The following is a 25,023-nucleotide window of genomic DNA, read 5'->3' as shown; positions in this document are numbered from 1 at the left end:
GGCCTCACCCCGACGGCCGGGCGGCCGGTCCCGCTCTCACCCAAGGGCCGGCGGCCGGCCCGCCCTCAGCCCAGCGCCGCCACCCGTTCGCGGTATCCGCGCACCGCCGCCGCGTCCCGGTAGGGCTCCAGGCGGCGCTCGAACTCCCTGACGTACTCATGGGCCCGTACGGACCGCATCTCGGAGGCCTGGAGCGCCGCCTCCGCGCCCAGGGTGCAGGCCTGCTCCAGCTCCCCCAGGCCCAGCCGCGCGGTCGCCAGCACCACCCGGCAGAAGAGCCTGCTGCGGGCGAATCCGGCCGCGCGCAGCTGGAGGGAGCGCTCGGCGTGCTGGGAGGCGGCGCGGTACTGCTGGAGATCGCGGTGGCAGTGCGCCAGTTCGTCGGCGAGCTGCGCCTCGTCGAAGAAGCGGGCCCAGTACGGAGTCTCGTCACCGGGGCGGACGGTCTCCAGCGCCCGTTCGGCACGGGCCAGCGCCGTGGTGCAGGCCCGGACCTCGCCCAGGACGCCGTGGCCGCGTGCCTCCGCGGAGTGCAGCAGCGCCTGCACGGCGGGCGGCGCGCTGCCGCCGATGCCCTGCTGGGCGACCCGCGCGAGCTGCACGGCTTCCCTGCCGTGCCCCAGGTAGACGGCCTGCCGGCTCATCGTCACCAGGACGTAGGACCCGTACGCCCGGTCCCCGGCGGCCTGGGCCAGCCGCAGGGCCTGGACGAAGTACCGCTGGGCCAGCCCGTGGGCCGCGATGTCGTACGAGGTCCAGCCCGCCAGCCGGGTCAGATCGGCAGCGGCCGCGAAGAGCCGGCGGCCGGCGGCCTCGCCGTAGCTGCCGCGGAGCATCGGCTCGGCCTCGTGCTCCAGATAGCGCACCAGGGCCTGGCGGGCGTGGCCGCCGCCGTAGGCGTGGTCCAGCGCCCGGAACAGCTCGCCGACCGAGCGCAGCGCCGCGATGTCGCCGGAGGTGACCTTGGAGCCCTGGGTGCGGTCGACCCGGTCGGTGCGGCGCTGCCGGGGCACCGTGACCCGGCCCTGGGCGGGGACCCGGCCCGCGCCGTCGCCGTTGGTCTCGCCGCGGGCGACCCGTTCGTCGGCGCGCCCGATCAGCCAGTCGCGGCTGGGCACCACGAGCCCGGCCGGGGTGAAGGCGATCTTGCGGAGCTCGGCGTGGCTGCCGGAGTCCTTGCGCCACAGGCCGCTGACGATGTCCACCGCCTCGCTGGGGCTCGCGGCGAATTCCAGCCCGGCGTACACCGGCGCACAGGCGTCCAGGCCGAGGTCCTGGGCGGACAGCCGGCGCCCCAGCCGGCGGGTGAACACCTCCGCGATCAGGGCGGGGGTGGTGCCTCTGGGCTGCTGGCCGCGCAGCCAGCGGGTCACCGACGTCTTGTCGTACCGCAGATCGAGGCCGTGCTCGATGCCGAGCTGATCCACCCGTCTGGCCAGCCCGGCATTGGAGAATCCCGCCTCGGCGATGAGCGCGGCGAGCTGGCGGTTGGGGGTGTGGTGCGGCGGTCGTTCCGTCATCAGCTTTACCGGTCTCCTGCCTTCCGGGCCGCTGCCGGGTTCGGCGGACCCTGTCCGGCATGCTCATTCGCCCTTGTGGAACGGCGTGAATGTAACGGCCTTCGGCGCCCCGATCACCGCCTCCTCCCCGCGTTCATCCGATCGTGTGAGCAGGGACGGGAGGGGCGGACACCGGCCGCCTGCGGGGACCGCGAGAGGCGGCCGTACAGTGGCATGGGCGCGAAGTGGCATCAACGTTGCAGCAAAGTGCAACAAAGGTTCGAAGAGGAGCTGCCGTGACTGCGATCTCTCGGGGGGAGACCCCCGCACCCGAGGGGCTGCGCTTTGTGCATCTGGGCTTCGGCGCCGACGCCGTCGAGTACACCTCGGCCTGGCAGGAGCAGCGCCGGGTGCACGCCGCCCGGTTCGCCGACGAGCTGCCCGACACCTGCCTGCTGCTGGAGCACCAGGCCGTCTACACCGCGGGACGCCGTACGGCCGACGAGGAGCGCCCGCTGGACGGGACCCCGGTCGTCGACGTGGACCGCGGCGGGAAGATCACCTGGCACGGGCCCGGCCAGCTGGTGGGCTACCCCATCCAGAAGCTGCCGCGCCCGGTGGACGTCGTGGCCCATGTCCGCCGGCTCGAGGAGGCGCTGATCAGGGTCTGCGCCGAGTTCGGCGTGGAGGGCACCCGGGTCGAGGGCCGCAGCGGGGTGTGGGTCCTGGGAGATCCGGTGGAGGAGCGGGCGGCCCTGGGCGGGCTGAACCTCGACTTCGACCCGCGGCTGACGGACGAGCTGTTCGACCCGCGGCTCAACGGCCCGGAGTACGCGCCGTCCAACGCCGGCCAGCGCCGCGAGGACCGCAAGCTCGCCGCGATCGGCATCCGCGTCGCCAAGGGCGTCACGATGCACGGCTTCGCGCTGAACGTGAATCCGGACAACACCTCGTTCGACAAGATCGTGCCGTGCGGCATCCGGGACGCCGGTGTCGCCTCGCTCGCGGGCGAGCTGGGCCGCGAGATCACCATCGCCGAGGTGCTGCCCGTCGCCGAGAAACATCTGCGGGACGTCCTGGAGGGCGCCGAACTGCTCCCCCGCGCGGTCTGACCGAGCGGTCGCCGGCCCGGCCGTACCGGGCCGGTGAGCCGCCCGGCCGGGGCCCTCTCCGGGGCCGCCGGGAATGCCACCCCGCCATACGGGGTTGCCCCGCACGTAAAGACGTGCGAATCAACGGGCGTACCCTGGTGTACGCCGAAGAAACGAAGTCGTAGGGAGCCGGTCGTGTCCGCAGTCGCACCCGACGGACGCAAGATGCTGCGCCTGGAGGTCCGGAACAGCCAGACCCCCATCGAGCGCAAGCCCGAGTGGATCAAGACCCGGGCGAAGATGGGTCCCGAGTACAACCACCTCCAGGGCCTGGTCAAGAGCGAAGGTCTGCACACGGTCTGCCAGGAGGCAGGCTGTCCCAACATCTTCGAATGCTGGGAGGACCGCGAGGCGACCTTCCTCATCGGCGGTGACCAGTGCACCCGCCGCTGCGACTTCTGCCAGATCGACACCGGCAAGCCGCAGGAGCTGGACCGCGACGAGCCCCGCCGGGTCGCCGAGTCCGTGCAGACCATGGGCCTGAAGTACGCCACGATCACCGGCGTCGCGCGCGACGACCTGGAGGACGGCGGCGCCTGGCTCTACGCCGAGACCGTCCGGCAGATCCACGCCGCGATGCCCGACACCGGCGTCGAGCTGCTGATCCCCGACTTCAACGCGGTCCCCGAGCAGCTGGCCGAGGTCTTCTCCTCACGCCCCCAGGTCCTGGCGCACAACGTCGAGACGGTCCCGCGCATCTTCAAGCGGATCCGCCCCGGCTTCCGCTACGAGCGCTCGCTGGAGGTCATCTCCAAGTCCCGCGAGGCCGGTCTGGTCACCAAGTCCAACCTCATCCTGGGCATGGGCGAGGAGCGCGAGGAGATCAGCCAGGCGCTGCAGGACCTGTACGACGCGGGCTGCGAGCTGATCACGATCACCCAGTACCTGCGCCCCACCGTGCGCCACCACCCCATCGAGCGCTGGGTCAAGCCCGCCGAGTTCGTGGAGCTCCAGGAGGAGGCCGAGGAGATCGGCTACGCCGGCGTGATGTCCGGCCCGCTGGTCCGCTCCTCCTACCGCGCCGGCCGCCTCTACCAGCAGGCCATGGACCGGCGCGAGGCCGAGGCGGCCAGTCAGGCGGTTTGATTTCCCCGGCGCGCCGTCTTGTGAAACGTGGCACATGCTGGAGGACGCGGCCCGCACTCCCCCTGACGGGGGGCGTGGGGGCCGCGTCAACGTTTCATCGGTGTTTGACCGGCAGGTCATCCGTTGGTAACACCTTTCCGTGACGATGGATGCACGCACCGCTCCCGCACCTACCCCTGCTTCTCCGAACAGATCAGAGGGAGTCACCACCATGCAGGCCGCGCCGCTCCGCGCCAATCCCGCCCTCCCCATCCCTTCGGTCACCGGTGCGCTGCGCGCCGTCGAGGCCGTCCTGATGCGCGGCGGACAGCGCACCGCCCGTCGTAACGCCTGGACATCGGTCCTGGAGGACCGCCGCCGCGCCAAGGACCGCCACGAGGCCGAGTACGTACTGGAGGCCGCGGCGACCCAGCACCCGCACGCCACGTAGACTGCGCTGTATGGCGAGGAAGGTAAATGCTGAGGGCGCTGCCGGCGCTGCCGGCGCTGAGAACACCGGGCGGCTGAAGCAGATCGCCCTGACCTACAAGATGACCCGTCGGGTCGACTCCAAGGTCGGTCTAGTCGTCGCTGGTGTAGGCATCGTCGTATTCGGCGTTCTCCTGGCCATCGGCTTCGCGATCGGCCACGAAATCTACGCGGGGATCCTGGGCTTCGTCCTGGCCTTCCTCGCCATGGCGATCGTCTTCGGACGGCGCGCCGAGCGGGCTGCCTTCGGGCAGATGGAGGGCCAGCCCGGTGCGGCGGCCGCCGTGCTGGACAACGTCGGCCGCGGCTGGACGGTGACCCCCGCGGTGGCCATGAACCGCAGCCAGGACGTGGTCCACCGCGCCGTCGGCAAGGCCGGGATCGTGCTGGTCGGCGAGGGCAACCCGAACCGTCTGCGCGGTCTGCTGGCCGCCGAGAAGAAGCGGATGGCGCGCACCGTCGCCGACGCCCCGGTCCACGACATCATCGTGGGCGACGGCGAGGGCCAGGTGCCGCTGAAGAAGATCCGTACGACGCTGCTGAAGCTGCCGCGCGTGCTCCCCGGTGCCCAGGTCACCGCCGTCAACGACCGGCTCAAGGCGCTGGGCGACCTGATGAGCAATATGCCGGTCCCGAAGGGCCCGATGCCGAAGGGCATGCGGATGCCCAAGGGCGGCGGCAAGACCCGCTGACCGTGACGGCCGGCCGCACCCGCGTCCGGCCGAGGGACCCGACATCCTGACCGAACGATGACGCCCCGGGGCTGTGGCTCCGGGGCGTTTCGTCATGTCGGGGGATGCGGGGGTGTATGCGGTTTGCGGGGTTGCGGGGTTGCATACGGGGCGGGCGTACGCACGGATGCGCCGGATGGCGGCGTGCGTACGGCGGCGTCGTATACGGGGAGGGGGCGGCGTACGGCCTCCCCCTACTGGCTCAGGTGAGCCCAAGGGCTCGTCGGGGGTACCGCCCTCGCCGGGGGCCGGTCGTCGGGTCGGCGTGCGGTACGGGCTCGGGTGCACCCGTACGGGTCACGCCGGATCGGCCTCACGACCCGGAAGTTCAGATGCGGACCTGCACCGCGCGCGAGACGCGGTCGTGCAGCCCCCGCCCGTCCCGGTCCCAGACCACGGCCGGGATGACCACGACGAGCAGCACCGTACGGAGCGCCACCCGCGGCAGCGAAATCCGGCCACCGCCCTCGGCGACCACCCGCAGGCCCAGCAGCCGCTTGCCCGGTGTGAACCCGACCGTGCCCACCGTGAGCACGCTGAGCACCGCGAAGACCACCAGCGCCCAGTTGCTCGCCGACTGCGCCTTACCGCCGCTGAGCAGGCCGTAGGCGATGAGCAGGCACAGCGCCCAGTCGAGGAAGAGCGCGGCGAAGCGGCGCCCGGGGCGCGCGATCGAGCCCGGCCCGGTCTCCGGCAGCCCGAGCTGCTGCCCGCGGTACCCGAACTCGACACCCATGTCCTCGGCTACCGCGCGGGGCCCGGAGATCCACGATCCGATTGCTTGCCTGTTGTCCACCCGACCACGGTACTGCGACCGCATACATTCGCTGCGCCGAGGTCCGGTACGAGGCCATTCGGGCCCCCTTCCGGGCCGGGCCCCGGGGGCGCGCCGCCAGGGGCGGAAGGGCTCGGCACGGCGCCGCGGCGAACGGCCGCCACCCCGGGCCAAAATACCCTTTTATGGGTCACACTGGTGAATAAAGGCAGGCGTGCGCCGGTTAACCTCGGCGAAACAAATGGGTCATGCTTGGGAAATCCCGCCTGCCTATGGTCGGGCAACGCGCCACCGCACATGGTCGCGTTCCGAGTAGCAATCCCGCGTCCGCCGACCGGTGACCGGGCTAGGAGGAGTTGGATGTTCCAGAACGCCGACGAGGCCAAGAAGTTCATCGCCGACGAGGACGTGAAGTTCATCGACGTCCGGTTCTGCGACCTGCCCGGTGTGATGCAGCACTTCACGATCCCGGCGAAGGCGTTCGACCCGGCCGAGGAACTCGCCTTCGACGGTTCCTCGATCCGCGGCTTCCAGGCCATCCACGAGTCGGACATGGCGCTGCGCGCGGACCTGTCGACGGCCCGTGTGGACCCGTTCCGCCGCGACAAGACCGTCAACATCAACTTCTTCATCCACGACCCGATCACCGGCGAGCAGTACAGCCGTGACCCGCGGAACATCGCCAAGAAGGCCGAGGCCTACCTCGCCTCCACCGGCATCGCGGACACCGCGTTCTTCGGCCCCGAGGCCGAGTTCTACGTCTTCGACAGCGTGCGCTTCGAGACCGGCGCGAACCAGTCCTTCTACCACATCGATTCCGAGGCGGGCGCCTGGAACACCGGGTCGGAGGAGAACAACCGCGGCTACAAGGTCCGCTACAAGGGCGGCTACTTCCCGGCCCCGCCGGTCGACCACTTCGCCGACCTGCGCGCCGAGATCTCCCTGGAGCTGGACGCGGCCGGCCTGCAGGTCGAGCGCCAGCACCACGAGGTCGGCACCGCCGGCCAGGCGGAGATCAACTACAAGTTCAACACGCTGCTCGCCGCCGCCGACGACCTGATGCTCTTCAAGTACATCGTGAAGAACGTCGCCTGGCGCAACGGCAAGACCGCGACCTTCATGCCCAAGCCGATCTTTGGTGACAACGGCTCCGGTATGCACGTCCACCAGTCGCTGTGGCAGGGCGGCAGCCCGCTCTTCTACGACGAGCAGGGCTACGCGGGCCTCTCGGACACCGCCCGCTACTACATCGGCGGCATCCTCAAGCACGCTCCGTCGCTGCTGGCCTTCACCAACCCGACGGTGAACTCCTACCACCGCCTGGTCCCCGGCTTCGAGGCCCCGGTCAACCTGGTCTACTCGCAGCGCAACCGCTCCGCGGCCATGCGTATCCCGATCACGGGCTCGAACCCGAAGGCCAAGCGCGTCGAGTTCCGCGCCCCGGACCCGTCCTCGAACCCGTACCTCGCCTTCTCCGCCCTCCTCCTCGCGGGCCTGGACGGCGTCAAGAACAAGATCGAGCCGGCCGAGCCGATCGACAAGGACCTCTACGAGCTCGCCCCCGAGGAGCACGCGGGCGTCCCCCAGGTCCCCACCTCCCTCCCGGCCGTCCTCGACGCCCTCGAGGCCGACAACGAGTACCTCCAGCAGGGCGGCGTCTTCACCTCCGACCTGATCGAGACCTGGATCGACTACAAGCGCACCAACGAAATCGCCCCGATCCAGCTGCGGCCGCACCCGCACGAGTTCGAGCTTTACTTCGACATCTAGAAAGTAAAGCTGGAACTCAGCAACCGACGGTAATACTCAGAGCGGTTGCCTCCACCCGGGTGGAGGCAACCGCTCGTCGTCTGTCGCGACCCCTCTGTTGGTTGCCGACTGTCTTTTGCCGAACCTGGACCGTCAGCGCGGCACGGACGCTATCCCACGTCGCGGGCCGGCTCGGTCTCGAACGCCATGAGCGTCATCCCTGTGACGTGGATGACGGCGTCCCACTCGTCCTGGGTCAAGTCCGGAAATTCCTCCAGTACACAACTGGGGACAGGACAGCCACCAGCACTCAGCACCACCTTCGCGAAGGCCAACCCCGAGCGGCTGAGGCACAAGCGCGGCCCTTGACGGGGCTCCTCTGAGCGCAGCACCGCGATGCGCCGAGCGGCGTCCTTGTTGTCGGGTGTCTCCGACGCGAAGTTCAGAAGTGCAGTCCGCAATTGTGCAGTGAGTTCGCCCTGGTACAGATCAGGGCGTTCCGAAATGGCAGCCAGCGCCTGGCAGAACCGTTCTCTCGCTACCGACCGGGGCGGTCTCGGGGTGACCTGCGGATGTTGGCCGGCATCGGCGTGCACAGGCTCGGGCTCCGACTGAAGACCAATGAAGATGAGCTTGGAGACCAGCAGTACGGTCTCCCACTCCTCCTGGCTCAGAGTCGGGCAACTCGCCTGCACCTGGGGCGGAAGGTCGCTCTGGTCTGCACACAAGAGCACATCCAGCAGCTCTACGTCATAGTCCGCAAGCCGAAGACCGAGGCTTCGCCCCCAGGGGTTGTCCTCAGCGCCAACGGTGACCAGTTCGACGCGCGATCGCTCGCCCAGCGCCTCCGAGGCCAGTTCGCGCAGCGCGGTGGTGACTGCCGCGCCGAGGCCCGCCTCGCTTACGTCACCCCTCTCTCCTACACACAGCAGGGCATCACGCAGGCGTCCGCGCGGCGATGACGGATTCATCGTCTCCTCCTGCAGCCGCCGCCTGAGTCGAGCGGCTGGACGGTCGTCTTCTCCACGTACTTGTTGAACTCATCGATCTTGTCCGTCGGTACCGCATAGCGACCTGGCCCGTTGGTCGGCTTGATGTCGTACCGCTTCAGCCAGTCCAGCACTCTGACTTGATGTCAGAAACGACGCGAGGACCGCTGTCCTACGCGCGGGCCAGAATCTCCCGTACGCCGTCGGTGACGCCCGGCAGGTCGCCGGCGCGGGCGGCCCATTGGTGCAGGTCGTGTTCGGTCAGGATGACCGGCCCGGTGGCAGAGACGGTGACGGCGAAGTTGAACTGACGGGTGGTGGTGCCGTGGCTGTTCTCGTAGTCGAAGTGTCCGAGGTAGCGGTCCACGGAGGCGACGGTCAGGCCGGTTTCCTCCAGCGTTTCGCGGCGGGCCGCATCCAGAATGCTCTCTCCGGCGTCCACATGACCGGAAGGGATCTCCCACAGGCCGCCCATGTAGTCGTCCGGCTTGCGGCGGACCAGGAGGATGAGGTCGGCGTCGGTGACGACGGCCGCGGCCACGAAGGTGGTGATGCCTTCGGTTTCGGCCTCCTCTGCCAGGGTTCGGGCGAGGTCGGAGGTCACGGTCACAAGAGCTCCTTGTGGTGTTCGCTGGCCTTGCTGGCCGCCCTGACGTACTGCTCGGCCAGTTTCAGATCCTGATCACGGTGCCAGACGGGCAGCTTGATCGTGTGCGCGTGCGCCTTCTCAGCGACGGGGAAGTCACCCTCCCGGTATGACGCCAACGCTCTCGCCATCACCCCCAACCCCTCGACGACTTCTTCGCACGATTCGACGGCCCGGCCGATCAGTGGTGGCCACCTTCCGGACCAGCCCGCCCATGCGCTTCACGATCCGCCGACGGCATCAGGACCGGTCCAGCCAGTGGCGGCCACCACCTCCCGTGCGATGTCCGCCACGAGCCGACTGTCCGTCATCACGCGCGCCGTCCCAGCAGGAGCCCTCTCATCCAGGAGATGTGCCTTGCGGACGCTGCCTTGCAGTTCCTTCTCCAGCTCCGAGCCGAGCTCCCGGCCCAGCAACCGCTCGCGGGCGGTGGCATCCGAGGCGGTGAGCAGAACTCGAACGATCCGCACCCCGTCCCCCATAGCGCGCTCAAACATGCCCGTCGCTTCGGGCAGCACACTCAGCGTGTTCGTATAGATCAGGCGGCGGTAACCGCGGTGAGAGAAGTTCGCCCACACTGCCCGCAGATTGCTTTCGGTGACCTGCGAGCGATCAGAGTCCCCCTCGGGCGCCGGGTGCACCTGCCCCATGAAGTCACCATCGATGACCGCGTGGGGAACGGTCGCGGCACGCAGCAGCGCCGAAACCTCCCACCCCACCGTCGTCTTGCCAACCCCGGCCCGCCCACCGATGAGCAGTACTTCTGGATGATCCATGCAGGCAGCGTGCCAGTTGACGACCGTCGCATGCGATCCGATATCGGTCCCTCATCATGGTCGCAGCCCCGCCAGCCGGATCAGGGTCTACAGATGGACCATTAGGGTGAGAGGGTGCCGCATTTCGAGGTCGTGACAGTCGTTGCCGCGCCCCCGGAGCAGGTGTTCGCGGTGTGTCTGGATGTGCGGGCGCATACCCGCTCGATGGCCTCGTCGTCGGAGCGGGCGGTGGACGGCAAGACCGGCGGCGAGTTGTCGCTCGGGGACACGGTGACCTTTCAGGCTCGGCATTTCGGCATAACCTGGCGCCTCAAGGCCCGTATCACTGCATACGACCGGCCCCGACGGTTCGTGGACGAGCAGGAGTCCGGGCCCTTCAAGCGATGGCATCACGTCCATCACTTCGAGCCGGACGGTGCCGGTGGCACTGTGATGAGGGACGTCATCGACTTCGCCTCGCCGCTGGGGCCGGTCGGGCGCATCGTCGACGGAATCCTTCTGGGCCGGTACATGCCCCGCCTCATCAGGACCCGCAACGCCTACCTGGCCGGCACTTTCGGCTGAGGAAACACTCGACGAGCAGCAGCCCGGCCCGGCTCCCCGCCGCTCCGATTCCATCATTACGCGGCAAAATGGCGATATGCCTGAGTTGCCAGAGGTTGAGTCGCTGTCGCGGTTTTTGGGTGAGCGGTTGGTTGGTCGGTCCGTTGCCCGGGTGTATGCGGTTGCGGTGCATGCGCTGAAGACCTATGACCCGCCGCTCAGCGCGCTCGAAGGGCGGGTGTTCGAGGGGGTGGAGCGGCGCGGGAAGTTTCTTGATTTTGGGGTCGGGGGGCTGCATCTGGTCATGCACCTCGGCCGGGCGGGGTGGGTGCGGTGGAGTGACCGGCTGCCGGAGGTGCCGCCGCGGCCAGGCAAGGGGCCGTTGGCGTTGCGGGTGCGGCTCGGTGATCCCGGCGATGGTGCGGGGTTCGAGGTGACCGAGGCCGGGAGTCAGAAGCATCTTGCGGTGTATGTGGTGCGGGATGTGCTGGAGGTGTCGGGGGTGGCGCGGCTCGGGCCCGATCCGCTTTCCGAAGGGTTCACCGTGGAGGCGTTCGCGGGGCTGCTGGCGGGGGAAAGCCGGCAGATCAAAGGGGTGCTGCGGGACCAGAGCGTGCTTGCCGGGATCGGGAACGCGTACTCGGACGAGATTTTGCATGCGGCGCGGATGTCGCCTTTCAAGCTGGCTGCCAGGCTCTCGGAGGACGAGGTGGCGCGGATCTACGAGGCGATCGGCAGGACGCTCCGGGAGGCGGTCGAGCGGGCGCGGGGGCTGGCGCTCAAGGACCTCAAGGCAGAGAAGAAGAGCGGGCTGCGGGTGCACGGGCGGAAGGGGGAGGCCTGTCCGGTGTGCGGGGACACCATCCGTGAGGTGTCATTCAGTGATGCGTCGATGCAGTACTGCCCGACCTGCCAGACCGGGGGCAAGGTTCTCGCCGATCGGCGGATGTCCCGATTGCTGAAGTGAGCGGGAGGGCCAAACCAGGAGCCGGGCAGGGAGGACGGCGGCAGGCCGGTCGGGGGCCAGGCCCCCGAGCGGCCTGCCGCCATCCGGTGGCGCGAGCGGTCAGGCCTCGCCCTCCCCCGGCGCCAGCAGCTCGCGCAGTTCCGTCACCGCCTCACGGAGGCGGTCGGCGAAGGTGTGCATCTGGTCGGCCACGGCCAGTGGCGTGCTCAGGTAGAGGTGGAAGCGGTCGGGCAGGAGGACGTAGGCGACGCCGATGCAGCGGCTGCTGGTGGAGCCGAAGCCGAAGTACTGGATGTTGGCGGACGGGGCCGAGCTGGTGCTCAGGTAGTCGTCGCGCATCGTCAGCCAGCCGGGCGTGCGGTAGAGGGCGGGCTGCTCGGTCACGCCGAGTTCCGTTCCGCGGCGGCGCTGGATCAGTTCCAGCTCCCACAGGTGCTGCTCGGGCGCGTCGCCGGCCTGGCACTCCTTGGCGCGGGCGACGTGCCGGGCGGCGGCGGCGCGGAAGGCGGCCCGGCGGGTGTCCGCGTCGGCCGCCGGGTCCTCCATCGCGCCGACGAACGCCTGGATCTCCGGGGTGACCACCCGCATCGCCTCGGTACGGCCGCGCCGCCACTGGCGGGTGGCGATCGACTCGTAGGTGGCGCCGAGGTGCCCCTTGGCGCGCTGGTGGGCGAGCTGGTAGGCGAGCTGGACGAAGGCGTCCGGGGAGGAGCCCAGGGCCTTGGCGGTGGTGCTGCCGAAGTCGTCGAAGGAGACGGTCCGGGTCGCGGTGTTCTCCCCGTACGCCGCGAACGCCTCGGCGGCGGAGCGCACCTGGCCTCGGAGGGTGTCGTCCAGCTCGAAGACGACCGGTTCCAGGGAGGGGAGCCCCTGGGGGCGGGCGCCGGAGCGGCGGGAGTGTTCCTCGGCGGGGGTGCTGAGCAGGGCGTCGGTGAAGCTGAGGATGGTGGTGCCGTCCAGCTCGCAGTGCTCGACGTTGATGCCCGCCCGGCCGTCCGCGAAGACGATCAGCGAGACGGCCTTGTCGAACCAGCGGTTGCCGCGGTCGCCGTAGAGCAGCTGGTCGCAGGCCTGCTGGGTGTCCTCGGGGGCGAAGTCCTCCAGGCAGACGCAGAACAGGGCGGTCTCGATGTCGTCGAGGGCGTCCGCGTTGCGGGGGTGGCCGGCGCGCAGGGACTCCCGGGCCGCGGCCCACTCGGCGCGGGCCATGGTGGTGAGGTGGCCCACCGAGGTGCCCTCGGGGGCCGGTTCGGCGCCGGCCTTCTGGACGGCGCGCAGTCCCGCTTCGAGGTCGTCGAGGCTGTGCGGGACGCCGTCGGCGCCGAGCACCTCCATCCGGAACATGTTGCCGCGGAAGAAGACCACGATGTGGCGGGCGCGGGACGGGCCCGGCCAGGCGTCGGTGTAGGGGCTGCGGACGGTGTCCTGCTGTGCGCCGGGGATGCGGGTGGCGGAGAACAGGTACCTGTTCTGGATCATCGACTGGGGTGCGCCGCGCTGCACCACGGGAGGGATGAGTTCCGCATCGAGCTGCCGCTTGTAGTCGACGGCTCCGGCGATGAGCCCGGCGGCCCGCTCCACCTGCGACTGCCGGGGTGCGGCGTCCTGGAAGAGGAAGAAGAAGTTGGCGTTGAGCGCGATCCGGTCCCTGCGGCCCAGGTAGCGGTACGGCCAGAAGGTGTCGAGCCAGCTGTGGACGCCCTCGGTGGCGTCGTACTCCTCCAGCGCGGCGTGCAGTGCCCGGCCGGGGCCGCCGGGCCGGAGGAAGGCGGCCACCTCCGCCTCCGTCGCCGCCAGCTCGTCGGCGGTCAGCAGCGGTGCGCACCAGGCGAGGAACCGCTCGGCGCTGGCCTCCAGTGTGGGCAGGGGCACCCGCGGCAGGCTGTCCTCGTGGGCGAAGGTCGTCATGTCTGCGGGCCTTTCCTGACGGGTGTTCAATTCTGCTCTCTCGATTCCGGTCGTGGGGACCTGTGGGACCTGTGGGCCTCTGGGCTGTGGGCCGCTGGGCCGTGGGCCGCTGGGCCGTGATGTCACTCGTCCATGGTCGCGCCGTCACCGACCGTGTCCGCCGCTGCGGGGAGCGCGGGCGGGCGGTGGCACACGGCGCCGGCGTGTCCTCGCCGGACGGCGCGTCCTCGTCAGCCGGCCGCTAATCCAGCAGTTGGTCGCCCCGTACGGCCCGGCCCTCGGCCGCCAGATGCTCGGGCAGCACCCGGCCGAAGAGCTGCCGGGTGCGGGCCACGCTCCCGATGACACCGGGGCGCTCGCTGTAGGCGAAGATCGCGGAGTGGCGCGCGAGTTCGCCGCGCACCGGGCTCACCCGGTGCAGCGAATAGCGGCCCTTGAACAGCTGGAGGTCGCCGGGGTTCAGCGGGAGGCGCCGGGTCAGCCGCTCGCCCCGGCCGTCCAGGACGTCGCGGACGTCGTCGAAGTGCTCGTCCCGGGCGGACCTGATGTTGGGGCAGTACTCGAAGACGCCGCCGTCCTGTGCCTGGCGGGTGAGCAGGCTGACCGTGAACTCGTTGGTGTCGAAGTGCCAGGGATGCTCCATGCCCGGCGCGACGACGTTGAGGACCAGCCCGGAGAGCGGGTCCGCCAGCTCGTGCAGCTGGGGCAGTCCGAAGCAGCGGGCGATGAAGTCCTGGAACGCCGTGTGGGAGTAGAGGCTGCCGATGAGGGAGCTCGCGGGGACGCGGTCGCGGGGGACGAACGCATTGCCCCGCTGGAAGGTCCGGCGGCCGGGGTGGTCCTCGGGCAGCTCCTGGTCCACCGCGATGTTGTAGACGTTGACGGTCTCGACGTCGTAGTGCGCGTGGGGCGCGAGGGCCGCGCCCTCCGCTTCCAGCGCCTCGCGGAGCGACGGACGGATGAAGTCCGGCAGCACGGTGCAGCCGGACGCCGCGAGTTCGCGCCGGGCACGGGTGATCACGGCCCGTCCTTCGGCACTGTCGAGCTGCGACAGGGGGTACCGGGCGGTGTCGACCACCTGGTCGGGCGTGATGGCTTGCACAGTGCTCATGCGACCCTCTCCACGTACGGGCAGACCGTCCCGAACCGGAGGCCGTACGCCGGCCGGCGGCCTCGCCCCGGACGCCCCCACCAGGCAATCCGTGCGGTCCGCGCGCCGTCCGGCCCGCACCTTCGGCTCTTCGGCAACTCCATTGAGGAGTAGCACAGTTGAAGTTCCCACAGCACCCGCGTGTTGTCTGTGATACGCCACACTGCGCCGACGCGGCCGGTGCGCGCGGTGCGCAGCGCGACGAGGAGTGCGGTGAGGAGCGTGGCGTGGAGTGCGGCGCGAAGAGGCGCCGGGGGCACGAAGGGGCGCTTCGGCATCGCCTGCGTCACGTTTTATGCAACTTGTTGCATAAGGCTGGGCGGCTGGTCTACAACTACTGTCACGACCACCGCGCCAGGAGGCCCCCCATGAGTCAGTACCCGCACCTGATGAGCCCGCTCGACCTCGGGTTCACGACCCTTCCCAACCGGGTGCTGATGGGGTCGATGCACATCGGCCTGGAGGAGGCCGAGAACGGCTTCGACCGGATGGCCGCCTTCTACGCCGCCCGCGCGCGCGGCGGCGTCGGCCTGATGGTGACCGGCGGTATCGCACCGAACGAGGCGGGACGGCCCTACGACGGCGGGGCCAAGCTCACCACCGAGGAGGAGGCGGCGCAGCACCGGACCGTGACCGATGCGGTGCACGCCGCGGGCGGCAGGATCGCGATGCAGATCCTGCACTTCGGGCGGTACGCGTACCACGCCGACCTGGTCGCACCGAGCGCGATCCAGGCGCCCATCAGCCCCTTCGTGCCGAACGCGCTCACCGACGACGAGGTCGAGCAGACCATCGAGGACTACGTACGGGCGGCGGAGCTGGCCAAGTCCGCCGGGTACGACGGTGTCGAGATCATGGGCTCCGAGGGCTACCTGATCAACGAGTTCATCGTGGGCGCGACCAACCAGCGCACGGACCGGTGGGGCGGCTCGTACGAGAACCGGGTGCGCTTCCCGCTGGAGATCGTCCGCCGTACCCGCGAGCGCGTCGGCACGGACTTCATCCTGATCTACCGGCTCTCGATGCTGGACCTCGTTCCGGGCGGCTCGACACTGGAGGAGGTGGTGTCGCTCGCCAAGGAGATCGAGGCGGCCGGCGCCACCATCATCAACACCGGTATCGGCTGGCACGAGGCCCGTATCCCCACCATCGTGACCTCGGTGCCGCGCGGCGCCTACACCTGGGTGACCAAGCGGCTGATGGGCTCGGTCACCATCCCCCTGGTGACCAGCAACCGCATCAACACCCCCGAGGTGGCCGAGGAGCTGCTGGCCGACGGGCGCGCCGACATGGTGTCGCTGGCCCGGCCCTTCCTCGCCGACCCGGACTTCGTCGCCAAGGCGAAGGACGGCCGGGCCGAGGAGATCAACACCTGCATCGGCTGCAACCAGGCCTGCCTCGACCACACCTTCAGCGGGAAGATCACGTCCTGTCTGGTCAACCCGCGGGCGTGCCACGAGACCGAGCTGGTCCTCTCCCCCACCCGGCGGCGCAAGCGCCTCGCGGTGGTCGGCGCCGGGCCCGCCGGGCTCGCCTGTGCCGTGTCCGCCGCCGAACGCGGCCACGAGGTCACGCTGTTCGACGCCGCGGACGAGATCGGCGGGCAGCTGAACATCGCCAAGCGGATCCCGGGCAAGGAGGAGTTCGAGGAGACCCTGCGCTACTTCCGTACGCAGCTCGCCCGGCAGGGCGTGGAGGTCCGGCTGAACACCCCCGTGACGGCCGGGGACCTCGACGGGTACGACGAGGTCGTGGTGGCCACCGGGGTCACCCCGCGCACCCCGGAGATCGAGGGCGTCGACCACCCGAGCGTCGTCAGCTACCTCGATGTGCTGCGCGGCGGTGCGCAGGTCGGCGAGCGGGTGGCGATCCTCGGGGCCGGGGGCATCGGCTTCGACGTCGCGGAGTTCCTGACCGATGCCGGTGACGCGGCGAGCCAGGACCCGGAGACGTACTTCCGTGCCTGGGGCGTCGACACCCAGTACGCCGAGCGCGGCGGGCTGCGGGCGCCCGAGCGCCCCAAGGCCCCGCGCAAGGTGCACCTGCTGCAGCGCAAGACGTCGAAGGTGGGCGCCGGTCTCGGCAAGACCACCGGCTGGATCCACCGTGCGGAGCTGCGGCACCGGGGCGTGACGACGGTCGCCGGGGCGGCGTACGACCGGATCGACGACGAGGGCCTGCACTTCACCGTCGACGGTACGGCCGGCACCCTTCCCGTGGACACCGTCGTGCTGTGCACCGGGCAGGAGCCGCGCCGGGACCTGTACGAGGAGCTGCGGGCCGAGGGGCGCGCGGTGCACCTGATCGGCGGTGCGGACGTCGCCGCGGAGCTGGACGCCAAGCGCGCCATCGCACAGGGGACGGAGCTGGCGGCGGCGCTGTGACCTGCCGCCGGCTGCCTAGGATGGCGGCATGTCACTCCCGCACGCCATCCTCACCGCCCTGCTGGAGAAGCCGTCGTCGGGGCTGGCGCTGACCCGCAGGTTCGACCGGTCGATCGGCTACTTCTGGTCGGCCACGCACCAGCAGATCTACCGGGAGCTGGGGAAGCTGGAGCAGGCCGGGTTCATCCGGGCACTGCCGAGCGCGCAGCCGTCCCGCGGGCAGAAGAAGGAGTTCGAGGTGCTGCCCGCGGGACGGGCCGAGCTGACCCGCTGGGCGGGTGGCGAGCAGGACCCCAAGCCCATCCGGGACGCGCTGCTGCTGCGGCTGCGCGCTTCGGCGGTGGTGGGGCGGGCCGGGCTCGACGAGGAGCTGCGACGCCATCTGACGCTGCACCGGTGGCAGTTGGCGGAGTACCAGGAGATCGAGGAGCGCGATTTCGGGGCCGCGGCGGACCCGGAGGACCGGCTGCGGCGGCTGGTGCTGCGGGCCGGGATCGGGCTGGAGACCTTCTGGGTGGAGTGGCTGGAGGAAGCGTTGGCGGAGGTCACGGGGCTGGATGCCGCCACGGAGGGCGGGCCGGACGCCGCTGCGGAGAGCGGGCCGGTGGGTCCGGGGGACGGGCCGGCGGGTCCGGGGGACGGGCCGGTGGGTCCGGGGGGCTCTCCGGCCGGGTGAGCCGTGCCCGTACGGCAAGGGGCGGCCGCCCCCGGGGAAGTCCCGGGGGCGGCCGCCCTGTTGGTGTTGCCGTGGGTGCGCCGGCAGGCCGTCAGCAGTGGTCGTAGAGCAGGGCGCGCACCAGGCGGCAGGTCGTCTCGGACGGGGTGTGGACCCCGATCTCGGCCGCGGTGCTGCGGATCTTGCGGTTGTGGGCCTGCTCGGGGCGGTAGACGCCGGTGTCGAGCAGGGCTATGGCGAGCCGCATGGCCTTCAGGCGGCGGTTGTGCGATTCGTACCGTTCGCGCGGCCATCCGGCGGGCAGCGGCTTCTTGGGCAGTGGGTGGGCCGGGAGAGGCTTCGTCATGAGTGTGGCAGCGGCCATCGGCGACCTCCTGGAGCGTGGATGAACCCTCACTGACTGGTTCCCATTCTACTGCCGGGCACTGACAAAAGCCCCTGGCCAGGGGCGATTTGGAGCCGGGGGAGGGCCGTGCCGGGCGCCCTCGGGACGGCCTTGCTGAAGGGCCTTCCCGAGGGGCTTTAGCAAGGCCGTCCGTCAGGCCGACGCGGCCGAGGCGGCGGTGGCCCGCAGCAGTGCCTTGTCCGGCTTGCCCACGGGGGTGAGCGGGATGGTGTCGAGGACACGGACGGCGGCCGGGGCGTACAGGGCGCCCTTGTGCTCGGTGACGAAGGCGCGGAGGCCGTCGGCGTCCACCCGGTGGCCCGGGGCGGGGACGACCGCGGCATGCACCTCCTCGGCCTCGTCCGCCCCGCGCACCCCGTAGACGGCGCAGTGGGCGACCGCGGGATGGGTGTGCAGCAGGTCCTCGACCTCCGCCGGGTGGACGTGCCCGCCCACGACGATGATCAGGTCCTTGACCCGGTCGACGAGGTAGAGCCGCCCCTCGTCGTCCAGCACGCCGACATCGCCGGTGCGCAGCCAGCCGTCGGCCCCCAGGACCTGCGCCGTCACCTCGGGCTGCTTCCAGTAGCCGTTCATCATCCCGGTGGAGCGCACCTGGACCTCGCCCCGCTCCCCCGCCGGCAGGTCCCGCCCGTCCGCGTCGCGCACCGCGAGGGTCACTCCGGGCAGGGCGCGGCCGACGGTGATCCGTCCGCCGGGGCCGGTGCGGAGATGGTCCTCCGGGCGGGCCTCGGTGATCGACATCGCCTCGGACTGGCCGTACATCCCGAACAGCACCGGCCCGAAGGCCTCGGCGGCCTCCGCCAGCCGGGTGGGTGAGGCCGCACAGCCGCCGTAGGAGATGCGGGTGAGGGAGCTGAGGTCGGTGGTGGGGAGGGTGGGGTCGTCGAGGAGCCGGTAGAGGAGCGGGGGCAGCAGCCAGAGGTGGGTGATGCGGTGGCGGGCGACGGCGGCGAGTACGGCGGTGGGGTCGAAGGCGCGGTGCAGTACGACGGTGCCGCCGGCCACGAGCGTGGCATCGGCCAGGATGCCCGCGAGGTGGGCGAGCGGGCTGCAGGCCAGGAAGCGCGGCGGATCACCGGCGGCCTCCATGCGCTGGTGGATCACCATCCGGGCGTACGCGTCGTGTCTCATCCGGACGCCCTTGGGGATGCCGGTCGTGCCGCCGGTGTGCCGGATGGACCAGTCGTCCTCGGGGCGGGCGGCGCTCGGCACCTCGGGGGTGGTGGGGAGTGCGGCAGCGGCGGCGAGCAGGTCGGGGCCGAGAGCGGCGGCGCCCTCCCTCAGCGTCATGACGGCCGGGAGCGGGCCCCGGAGGTGGTGGAGCAGCGTGCGCACGGTGTCGTGGAGGGCCGGGTCGACCAGGAGCAGGGCGGTGTCCACGCTGGCGGCGATCCGGGCCAGGGTCTCGGCGGCCATGCCGTCGTAGAGGAAGACCACCCGGGCGCCGAGGAGGCCCGCGGCGTAGCGGGCGTCCAGTACCTCGGGGCGGTTGCCGCTGAGGAGGCAGACGGTCTGCCCTCGGCCGATGCCGTGGGCGGCGAGCACCGCCGCCATGCGGTGGACGGTGGCGTGCAGGGCGCCGGCGGTGATCTCTTCGCCGTCCTCCCCCACGGTCACCGCGGTGCGGGAGGGGTCACGGGCGAGGGCGGCGAGGAGAGCGTCGGCGTAACTGGTGAAGCCGGTGGCGGGTGTCATGGCAGTGGGTCCCTTGGTCCGGTGACAGGGCGTGTGAGGAAACGGTCACGCCTTGACGCTACGGGTGTTCGCTGATGCCCTCCACGACCAATTTCGCCATGTGGTCATGACCGATGAGGCATGACATGGGTCCATCACGCGGACCATGACGTGGGGCATGGCGTGGGCCATGATCCGTGAGGTACGGCTCGTGAGGTGCGACTCGTGACCATGGCCTGTCTCATGGCCCGTCAGGCACGGGAGGCGGGAGGGTCTCCTCCGCCGCCGCCAGGATTTCGGTGACCCGGAGGCCGAAGCGCAGGTCGCAGGCGTTGGGCAGACCGGTCTCCACGGCGGCGAGCAGGGCGTCGACCGCATGGCGGTAGGCCACTTCGGGGCCGTCCTGGCGACGGGGCAGGGAGGTGATGCCCGCGGTGCCGCGGAGGGTGACCTCGACGCCGGACGCCGCGGCGGGCGCGGTCAGGCCGAGCGTCGCCGAACTGGCCGCGCCGCTGCTGTGCCGCATCGTCAGCAGCACGGCATCGGCCGGACCGCGGGCCGCGGTGACCGTTTCCGCGTCGCCGAGGACCGGCAGGAGCACCGACAGCGCATGCGGGCCGACGTCCCACAGCCCGCCCTTCTCCCGGCGCCAGGGCGAGTCGGAGTACGGGCTGGAGCTGTCGTCGGCGAAGACCGAGCCGAGCCAGTCGGCATGGGCGGTGAACCAGCCGCCGGCCGCGGCCTGGGCGGCGATCCACTCCCCCTCCTGCACCCCGAAGCGCGCCGTGAAGAAGACCACCGAGGCGACACCCGCCCGGTCGGCTGCCGCGACGAGGGCGCGCGCCTCGGGCACGGCGGTGGCCACCGGCTTGTCCAGGAGGAGATGGCAGCCGGCCTCGGCGGCGCGGAGTGCCAACGCGGCCTGGACGGACGGCGGCAGGGCGATCGCGACGGCGTCGCAGGCCTCGAACAGCTCGTCGGGGCTCTCGTAGGGGCGGGTGCGGTGGACCTGGGCCAGCGCGGCGGCGGCCTCCGCCCTGCGCCCCCAGATGCCGGTGAACTCGACGCCGGGGTGGGCGGCGAGGGCGGGGGCGTGGACGCGCCGCGCCCAGGGTCCGGTGCCGAGGAGTCCGATGCGCGCGGTCGTCATGGGGGCAGTGTCTCGCGGAGTGCGGGGCGTCCGAGCTCGCGCCGCACGGGAGTCCTGAGGCCTGCGCCACATGGGAATGATGTGAAGACGCCCACATTGGGGCCTGGAATCACAGGTTCACTGGATGGAATTCCTTGGAAACGGCTGGATGTCCGGCTCGGTAACCTGTGGTTCACAAACGGGCAACGGACGAGAAACGGCGCGTTGCGAGAGTGCGGCGGTACGCCCGCACCGTACCCGCACCGACCGTGAAGAGGACCCCCGTGAGCATCAAGGCCGAGTACATCTGGATCGACGGCACGCAGCCGACCGCCAAGCTCCGCTCCAAGACCAAGATCCTGTCCGACGGCAGTCGGCTGCCGCGGTGGGGCTTCGACGGGTCCAGCACCAACCAGGCCGAAGGCCACTCCTCGGACCTCGTGCTGGAGCCGGTGTTCAGCTGCCCTGACCCGATCCGCGGCGGCGACCACCTGCTGGTGCTGTGCGAGGTGCTGCACACCGACCTCACTCCGCACCCCTCCAACACGCGCGCGCTGCTGCGCCCGGTGGCGGAGAAGTTCGCCGGCCAGGAGCCGATCTTCGGCATCGAGCAGGAGTACACCTTCCTCAAGGGCGACCGTCCGCTCGGCTTCCCCGAGGGCGGCGGCTACCCGGCCCCGCAGGCCGACTACTACTGCGGTGTGGGCGCCGACGCGATCTTCGGCCGGGAGATCGTCGAGAAGCACCTCGACCTGTGCCTGGCGGCCGGTCTGGGCCTGTCCGGCATCAACGCCGAGGTCATGCCCGGCCAGTGGGAGTTCCAGGTCGGCGCGCTGCCGCCGCTGGAGGTCTCGGACCACATGTGGGTGGCGCGCTGGCTGCTGCACCGGGTGGCGGAGGAGTTCGGCGTCACCGCGTCGCTGGACGCCAAGCCGGCCAAGGGCGACTGGAACGGCGCGGGCGCGCACACCAACTTCTCCACCCGCGCGATGCGGGAGGGCTACGACCCGATCATCACCGCCTGCGAGGCGCTGGGCCAGGACGACAAGCCGCTGGAGCACGTCCGCCAGTACGGCACCGGCATCGAGGACCGGCTGACCGGCGCGCACGAGACCGCCCCCTGGGACGCGTACTCCTACGGCGCCTCGGACCGCGGCGCCTCGGTCCGCATCCCCTGGCAGGTCGAGGTCGAGAAGAAGGGCTACATCGAGGACCGGCGCCCGAACGCCAACGTCGACCCGTATGTGGTCACCCGGCTGATGGTGGACACCTGCTGCACGGAGCTGGCGCGGCGCGAGCAGGTCTGACCGTCCGCCCACGGGAGCGTGGGCGAGGGCCGGGGCGAGGGCCAGGGGCCGGACCGCTGCGGACACCGGGGGGTACCCACGGTGTCCGGTGTGGTCCGGCCCCTCGGCCTGTGCCGTACGGTCGCGCGAGGAGCGGATCGGGGGCCGGTTGTCAGTGGCGGCTGGCAGGCTGGGGGCATGCTTGAGATCAGCGTCAAGACCGAGTCCGGCCCGGACCGATCACGCCCTGGCGAAACCGAACTCACGGGGCTGCTGAGGCGGATCGGCGCCGACGACGACCATTTCGTGGTCGTCGAGCGGTTCCCCGAGGAGGCCCAGGCATTCGTACAGGCCTGGCGGGACGACGACGGACCGTTCACGGTCGAGTACCGCGACGGCGCACCGGAGCGGCACTTCCGCGCGGAGAGCGGGGACGCCGAGCGGGTCGTGGAGGTCTTCCTGGACTGGGCGCGCGGCGGGGAGGCCTGGCGTACGGCCCTCGACTGGCAGTGGGCGGACCTGTACTCCACCCCCGGTCTGGATCCGGAAACCCGTGGCGTCGCCGAGCAGCGGGCGCGTCAGCAGATCCATGGCGGTTTCCGGGACTTCCATGAGGTCGCACAGGGCGTCTGCGAGGCCTTCGGCCCCGAGGACGCCCAGGTCTCGCTGGACGACGCACGCCGGATCGTCGGCGGCCTGTGGGAAGAACGGCTGGCCGAACAGGCCGAATGGCCCGAGGTGACCGACGCCGACCGGGTGGAGCGGGCCTTCGAGGCGCTGGACGCCCAGGGGCTGACCGCCCGGATGAACTACAGCTGCTGCAGCAACTGCGCGGTGGGCGAGATAGCCCACGAACGCGCCCAAGGGGACCGGGGCTTCGTCTTCTTCCACTACCAGGACACCGAGGCGGCAGCGGAAGGCCATGGACTGGCCGTGCGCTACGGCGCCTATGCGGATGCCGGTAACGGCGAGGCCGCCGCGGAGGACCGCGCCGCGGTCGGGCGGACGGTGGTGGCGGCGCTCACCGGCGCGGACCTGCCGGCCCAGTGGGACGGCGACCCGGACCGGGTCATCGAGGTCGCCCCGCTGGACTGGCGCAAGCGGCTGCCGAGAACGGGAACGACGGGAACGGGAGCCTGAGATGCCGACGGCCGCATCGCGGATGACGCCCCGTGGTCTGCCCCTTGCCGTGCCCTGGGCCGCGTCGCTCTATGTCGGTGCCGTACAGCTCGGTGCGTACGCCACCGCACGGCTCCCCCGTCACCGGCGTACGGAACTGCTGCGTGCGCACTCCACCAATGTCACCAATCTGCGGGCCGGAAAGTGGCAGACGCTGGTCACGAGCGCGGCGTTCGTCGAGGAGCCGCTGCCGGTGGCCTACGGCGCCGCGCTGCTCGCCGCCCTCGGCACGGCCGAGGCCCGCTGGGGCCCCTGGCGTACGGCAGGGGTGTTCGCAGCCGGTCATGTGGGGGCCAGTCTGCTGGTCTACGCGGCCTTGCGCGGCCGGTCGCCGGGCGGTGCTCCCGGTGCTCCCGGTGCCCCTTGCGCTCGCCCAACTGGCGCCGGGGACTGCGCCGTTCCCGCCCCCGAGGCCACGGGAGAGGCGCCGCCGGACGCGACCACCCGGGCCATCGACGTCGGAGCCAGCTACGGCTTCAACGCCACGGTGGGCGCCCTCGCCGCCACCGTCCCGCACCGTGGCGCGCGCACCGCGGCCACGGCCGGTCTGCTGGCACTGGGGACCTGGCCCGTGCTGCGCCGCCGGCGGACGTTCACCGACGCCGGGCATCTGGCCGCGCTCGCGCTCGGGGTGGCGATGGGGACGGGGATACGGGCCGTAAAGGGGAGACGGGCAGGAGGGGGCTGAGGCGGGCGTGGACCAACGCGGGCGTGGAGAGAGGCGGGACGTGCGCGGACCACGACGGGTGGGCGCGGGCGCGGAGCGAGGCGGGCGCGGACCAACGCGGGCGTGGACCAACGCAGGCGCGGAGCGGAGCGGGTGCGAACGGCTGCCGTTCCCGGCACCCGCGCGGCTCGCGTGGGCTCGCGCGACTCGTGTGCGGCGAATCCCGTCACAGGGTCCGCCGCACGAGGGACAGATCACCGGCCGTCTGGTTCAATAGGCCCATGGCCAGCCTCACCGACACCGCGACGGGTCGCAGCGACCTCGAGCCTTTCTGGCCGTCCCGGCAGGCGCACGCATTCGACCGTCTGTGTTGCCGCGCGCACTGAGCGCGGGCCCGCACACCCCTCGTCGACGCCGTTGACCGGCGTTTTACGCCCTGCCCGCGCGCATGACGTCCCCGACGCCCCTCTGCGCGAAAGAGCTGACTTCCGATGACGAACCTCCGTACCCTGACCGCCGGTTCCGCCACGGCTCCCCTCCCGGCCCACGCCGCCCACCCCGCCGCACATCCCCCGCATCCCCCGCATCCCCCGCGCCACCGGCTGCGCGCCGTGGCGCCGGACGAGGCCCACGCGTCGCCCGCCACGCCCCCGGGCGAAGGCGCCCCGCCCCTCGGTGTCCCCTCGGTCGCCGAACTGCTGGACTCCGGCGCCACCTGGCTTCCGGCCCCGCAGCACACTCTGCCCGCGCTTCCCGGCCGGCCGCCGATGGTCGGCTATCTCGTCCTCGTACCGGCCGAGCAGGTCGCGACCGCCCCGCCGCCGGCCACCGCCGGTCCCGGGGCGAGTGCGCCGGCCGGCGACGAGATCGTGCGGATCGACCCCGAACAGCGCACCGCACAGGTCCAGGGCCGGCCGCTGGACCTGACGTACCTCGAATTCGAGCTGCTGGCCCATCTCGTCGCGCATCCGCACCGGGTGCACACCCGCGACCAGCTGGTGTCCACGGTGTGGGGCTACGGGCACGTCGGCGACGGCCGTACGGTCGACGTCCATGTCGCCCGGCTGCGGCGCAAGTTGGGCGCCGCGCACCGGTCGTCGATCGTGACGGTGCGGCGGGTCGGCTACAAGTACGTGCCGGGCATCTGAGATCCACAGGCCTTGAGGCCGGGCGGGGGAAGT

25 protein-coding genes are annotated in these 25,023 nt (G+C 71.2%); 13 read left to right on the top strand and 12 right to left on the bottom strand.

Annotated features, from left to right (window positions below):
- Positions 1–65 precede the first annotated feature (65 nt).
- Complete coding sequence (locus D9V36_RS31680) at positions 66–1,520, bottom strand: regulator (RefSeq protein ID WP_129296779.1); 1,455 nt, start codon at positions 1,518–1,520, stop codon at positions 66–68.
- Positions 1,521–1,795: 275 nt separating this feature from the next.
- Here D9V36_RS31680 and lipB point away from each other — a divergent pair, with 275 nt between their 5' ends.
- The 4 genes from lipB (at position 1,796) to D9V36_RS31660 (ending at position 4,896) form a co-directional block, all read left to right on the top strand.
- Positions 1,796–2,611, top strand: a complete 816-nt coding sequence (gene lipB / locus D9V36_RS31675; protein WP_164993077.1) for a lipoyl(octanoyl) transferase LipB — start codon at positions 1,796–1,798, stop codon at positions 2,609–2,611.
- Positions 2,612–2,785: 174 nt separating this feature from the next.
- Entirely contained in the window at positions 2,786–3,736 is a 951-nt protein-coding gene (gene lipA, locus D9V36_RS31670; protein WP_129296778.1) for a lipoyl synthase, read from the top strand.
- Positions 3,737–3,947: 211 nt separating this feature from the next.
- Positions 3,948–4,166, top strand: coding sequence for an SCO2195 family GlnR-regulated protein (locus D9V36_RS31665; RefSeq protein ID WP_129296777.1), 219 nt, complete (start codon positions 3,948–3,950; stop codon positions 4,164–4,166).
- A 10-nt stretch (positions 4,167–4,176) separates the two neighbouring features.
- Positions 4,177–4,896: a DUF4191 domain-containing protein gene (locus tag D9V36_RS31660; protein ID WP_129296776.1), complete on the top strand. Its 720-nt coding sequence runs from the start codon at positions 4,177–4,179 to the stop codon at positions 4,894–4,896.
- A 367-nt stretch (positions 4,897–5,263) separates the two neighbouring features.
- Here D9V36_RS31660 and D9V36_RS31655 read toward each other — a convergent pair whose 3' ends face one another.
- Positions 5,264–5,731: an RDD family protein gene (locus D9V36_RS31655; RefSeq protein WP_164993076.1), complete on the bottom strand. Its 468-nt coding sequence runs from the start codon at positions 5,729–5,731 to the stop codon at positions 5,264–5,266.
- 339 nt (positions 5,732–6,070) lie between these two features.
- Between D9V36_RS31655 and glnA the strand changes: the two genes are divergently transcribed.
- Positions 6,071–7,480 (top strand): type I glutamate--ammonia ligase, encoded by a 1,410-nt coding sequence (gene glnA / locus D9V36_RS31650; protein WP_086715079.1) that lies wholly within the window; start codon positions 6,071–6,073, stop codon positions 7,478–7,480.
- A gap of 149 nt (positions 7,481–7,629) precedes the next feature.
- Here the strand turns inward: glnA and D9V36_RS31645 are convergent, their stop codons facing one another.
- From D9V36_RS31645 to D9V36_RS31635, 5 genes are all read right to left on the bottom strand, one after another.
- Complete coding sequence (locus D9V36_RS31645; protein ID WP_129296775.1) at positions 7,630–8,430, bottom strand: hypothetical protein; 801 nt, start codon at positions 8,428–8,430, stop codon at positions 7,630–7,632.
- Positions 8,427–8,582: a hypothetical protein gene (locus tag D9V36_RS41200; protein WP_164993075.1), complete on the bottom strand. Its 156-nt coding sequence runs from the start codon at positions 8,580–8,582 to the stop codon at positions 8,427–8,429. The genes D9V36_RS31645 and D9V36_RS41200 overlap by 4 nt, the downstream gene beginning before the upstream one ends.
- A 38-nt stretch (positions 8,583–8,620) precedes the next feature.
- The gene (locus D9V36_RS31640) at positions 8,621–9,058 is read right to left on the bottom strand and encodes an NUDIX hydrolase (protein ID WP_129296774.1); all 438 of its coding nucleotides are present in this window, start codon (positions 9,056–9,058) and stop codon (positions 8,621–8,623) included.
- The gene (locus tag D9V36_RS41195; RefSeq protein WP_164993074.1) at positions 9,055–9,225 is read right to left on the bottom strand and encodes a hypothetical protein; all 171 of its coding nucleotides are present in this window, start codon (positions 9,223–9,225) and stop codon (positions 9,055–9,057) included. Before D9V36_RS41195 ends, D9V36_RS31640 begins: the two co-directional genes overlap by 4 nt.
- Before the next feature lie 90 nt (positions 9,226–9,315).
- Positions 9,316–9,870, bottom strand: coding sequence for a zeta toxin family protein (locus tag D9V36_RS31635; RefSeq protein WP_129296773.1), 555 nt, complete (start codon positions 9,868–9,870; stop codon positions 9,316–9,318).
- 114 nt (positions 9,871–9,984) lie between these two features.
- Between D9V36_RS31635 and D9V36_RS31630 the strand changes: the two genes are divergently transcribed.
- Positions 9,985–10,434: an SRPBCC family protein gene (locus D9V36_RS31630; protein WP_129296772.1), complete on the top strand. Its 450-nt coding sequence runs from the start codon at positions 9,985–9,987 to the stop codon at positions 10,432–10,434.
- A gap of 76 nt (positions 10,435–10,510) precedes the next feature.
- Positions 10,511–11,380, top strand: coding sequence for an Fpg/Nei family DNA glycosylase (locus tag D9V36_RS31625; protein WP_129296771.1), 870 nt, complete (start codon positions 10,511–10,513; stop codon positions 11,378–11,380).
- A 99-nt stretch (positions 11,381–11,479) separates the two neighbouring features.
- Here D9V36_RS31625 and D9V36_RS31620 read toward each other — a convergent pair whose 3' ends face one another.
- Both D9V36_RS31620 and D9V36_RS31615 read right to left on the bottom strand, forming a co-directional pair.
- A complete protein-coding gene (locus tag D9V36_RS31620; RefSeq protein WP_206739755.1) occupies positions 11,480–13,288 on the bottom strand; it encodes a choline/carnitine O-acyltransferase in 1,809 nt (602 codons plus the stop codon).
- A 241-nt stretch (positions 13,289–13,529) separates the two neighbouring features.
- Entirely contained in the window at positions 13,530–14,399 is an 870-nt protein-coding gene (locus D9V36_RS31615; RefSeq protein ID WP_129296770.1) for a HalD/BesD family halogenase, read from the bottom strand.
- A 407-nt stretch (positions 14,400–14,806) separates the two neighbouring features.
- Here D9V36_RS31615 and D9V36_RS31610 point away from each other — a divergent pair, with 407 nt between their 5' ends.
- Together D9V36_RS31610 and D9V36_RS31605 are read left to right on the top strand one after the other, a co-directional pair.
- Positions 14,807–16,822 (top strand): NADPH-dependent 2,4-dienoyl-CoA reductase, encoded by a 2,016-nt coding sequence (locus tag D9V36_RS31610; protein WP_129296769.1) that lies wholly within the window; start codon positions 14,807–14,809, stop codon positions 16,820–16,822.
- A gap of 28 nt (positions 16,823–16,850) precedes the next feature.
- Positions 16,851–17,498, top strand: coding sequence for a PadR family transcriptional regulator (locus D9V36_RS31605; RefSeq protein ID WP_241721126.1), 648 nt, complete (start codon positions 16,851–16,853; stop codon positions 17,496–17,498).
- Between the two features lie 91 nt (positions 17,499–17,589).
- Here D9V36_RS31605 and D9V36_RS31600 read toward each other — a convergent pair whose 3' ends face one another.
- The 3 genes from D9V36_RS31600 to D9V36_RS31590 form a co-directional block, all read right to left on the bottom strand.
- Positions 17,590–17,862 (bottom strand): hypothetical protein, encoded by a 273-nt coding sequence (locus tag D9V36_RS31600; protein ID WP_129296768.1) that lies wholly within the window; start codon positions 17,860–17,862, stop codon positions 17,590–17,592.
- A gap of 174 nt (positions 17,863–18,036) precedes the next feature.
- On the bottom strand, positions 18,037–19,602 hold the full coding sequence (locus D9V36_RS31595; RefSeq protein WP_129296767.1) for an AMP-binding protein: 1,566 nt from the start codon (positions 19,600–19,602) through the stop codon (positions 18,037–18,039).
- Between the two features lie 220 nt (positions 19,603–19,822).
- Positions 19,823–20,731 carry a Gfo/Idh/MocA family protein gene (locus D9V36_RS31590; RefSeq protein WP_129296766.1) on the bottom strand — a complete coding sequence of 303 codons (909 nt, stop codon included), beginning with the start codon at positions 20,729–20,731 and terminating at the stop codon, positions 19,823–19,825.
- Between the two features lie 263 nt (positions 20,732–20,994).
- Here D9V36_RS31590 and glnII point away from each other — a divergent pair, with 263 nt between their 5' ends.
- From glnII to D9V36_RS31570, 4 genes are all read left to right on the top strand, one after another.
- Entirely contained in the window at positions 20,995–22,017 is a 1,023-nt protein-coding gene (glnII, locus tag D9V36_RS31585) for a glutamine synthetase (protein ID WP_129296765.1), read from the top strand.
- A 177-nt stretch (positions 22,018–22,194) separates the two neighbouring features.
- On the top strand, positions 22,195–23,136 hold the full coding sequence (locus D9V36_RS31580) for a DUF6891 domain-containing protein (RefSeq protein WP_129296764.1): 942 nt from the start codon (positions 22,195–22,197) through the stop codon (positions 23,134–23,136).
- A 1-nt stretch (position 23,137) separates the two neighbouring features.
- Positions 23,138–23,863 carry a rhomboid-like protein gene (locus tag D9V36_RS31575; protein WP_206739754.1) on the top strand — a complete coding sequence of 242 codons (726 nt, stop codon included), beginning with the start codon at positions 23,138–23,140 and terminating at the stop codon, positions 23,861–23,863.
- A 470-nt stretch (positions 23,864–24,333) separates the two neighbouring features.
- Positions 24,334–24,990, top strand: coding sequence for a winged helix-turn-helix domain-containing protein (locus tag D9V36_RS31570; RefSeq protein WP_129296763.1), 657 nt, complete (start codon positions 24,334–24,336; stop codon positions 24,988–24,990).
- Positions 24,991–25,023 lie beyond the last annotated feature (33 nt).

The organism is Streptomyces lydicus (assembly GCF_004125265.1).
GTDB classification, from domain to species: Bacteria; Actinomycetota; Actinomycetes; order Streptomycetales; family Streptomycetaceae; genus Streptomyces; species Streptomyces lydicus_C.
This window is presented reverse-complemented; position numbering and strand designations above follow the sequence as displayed.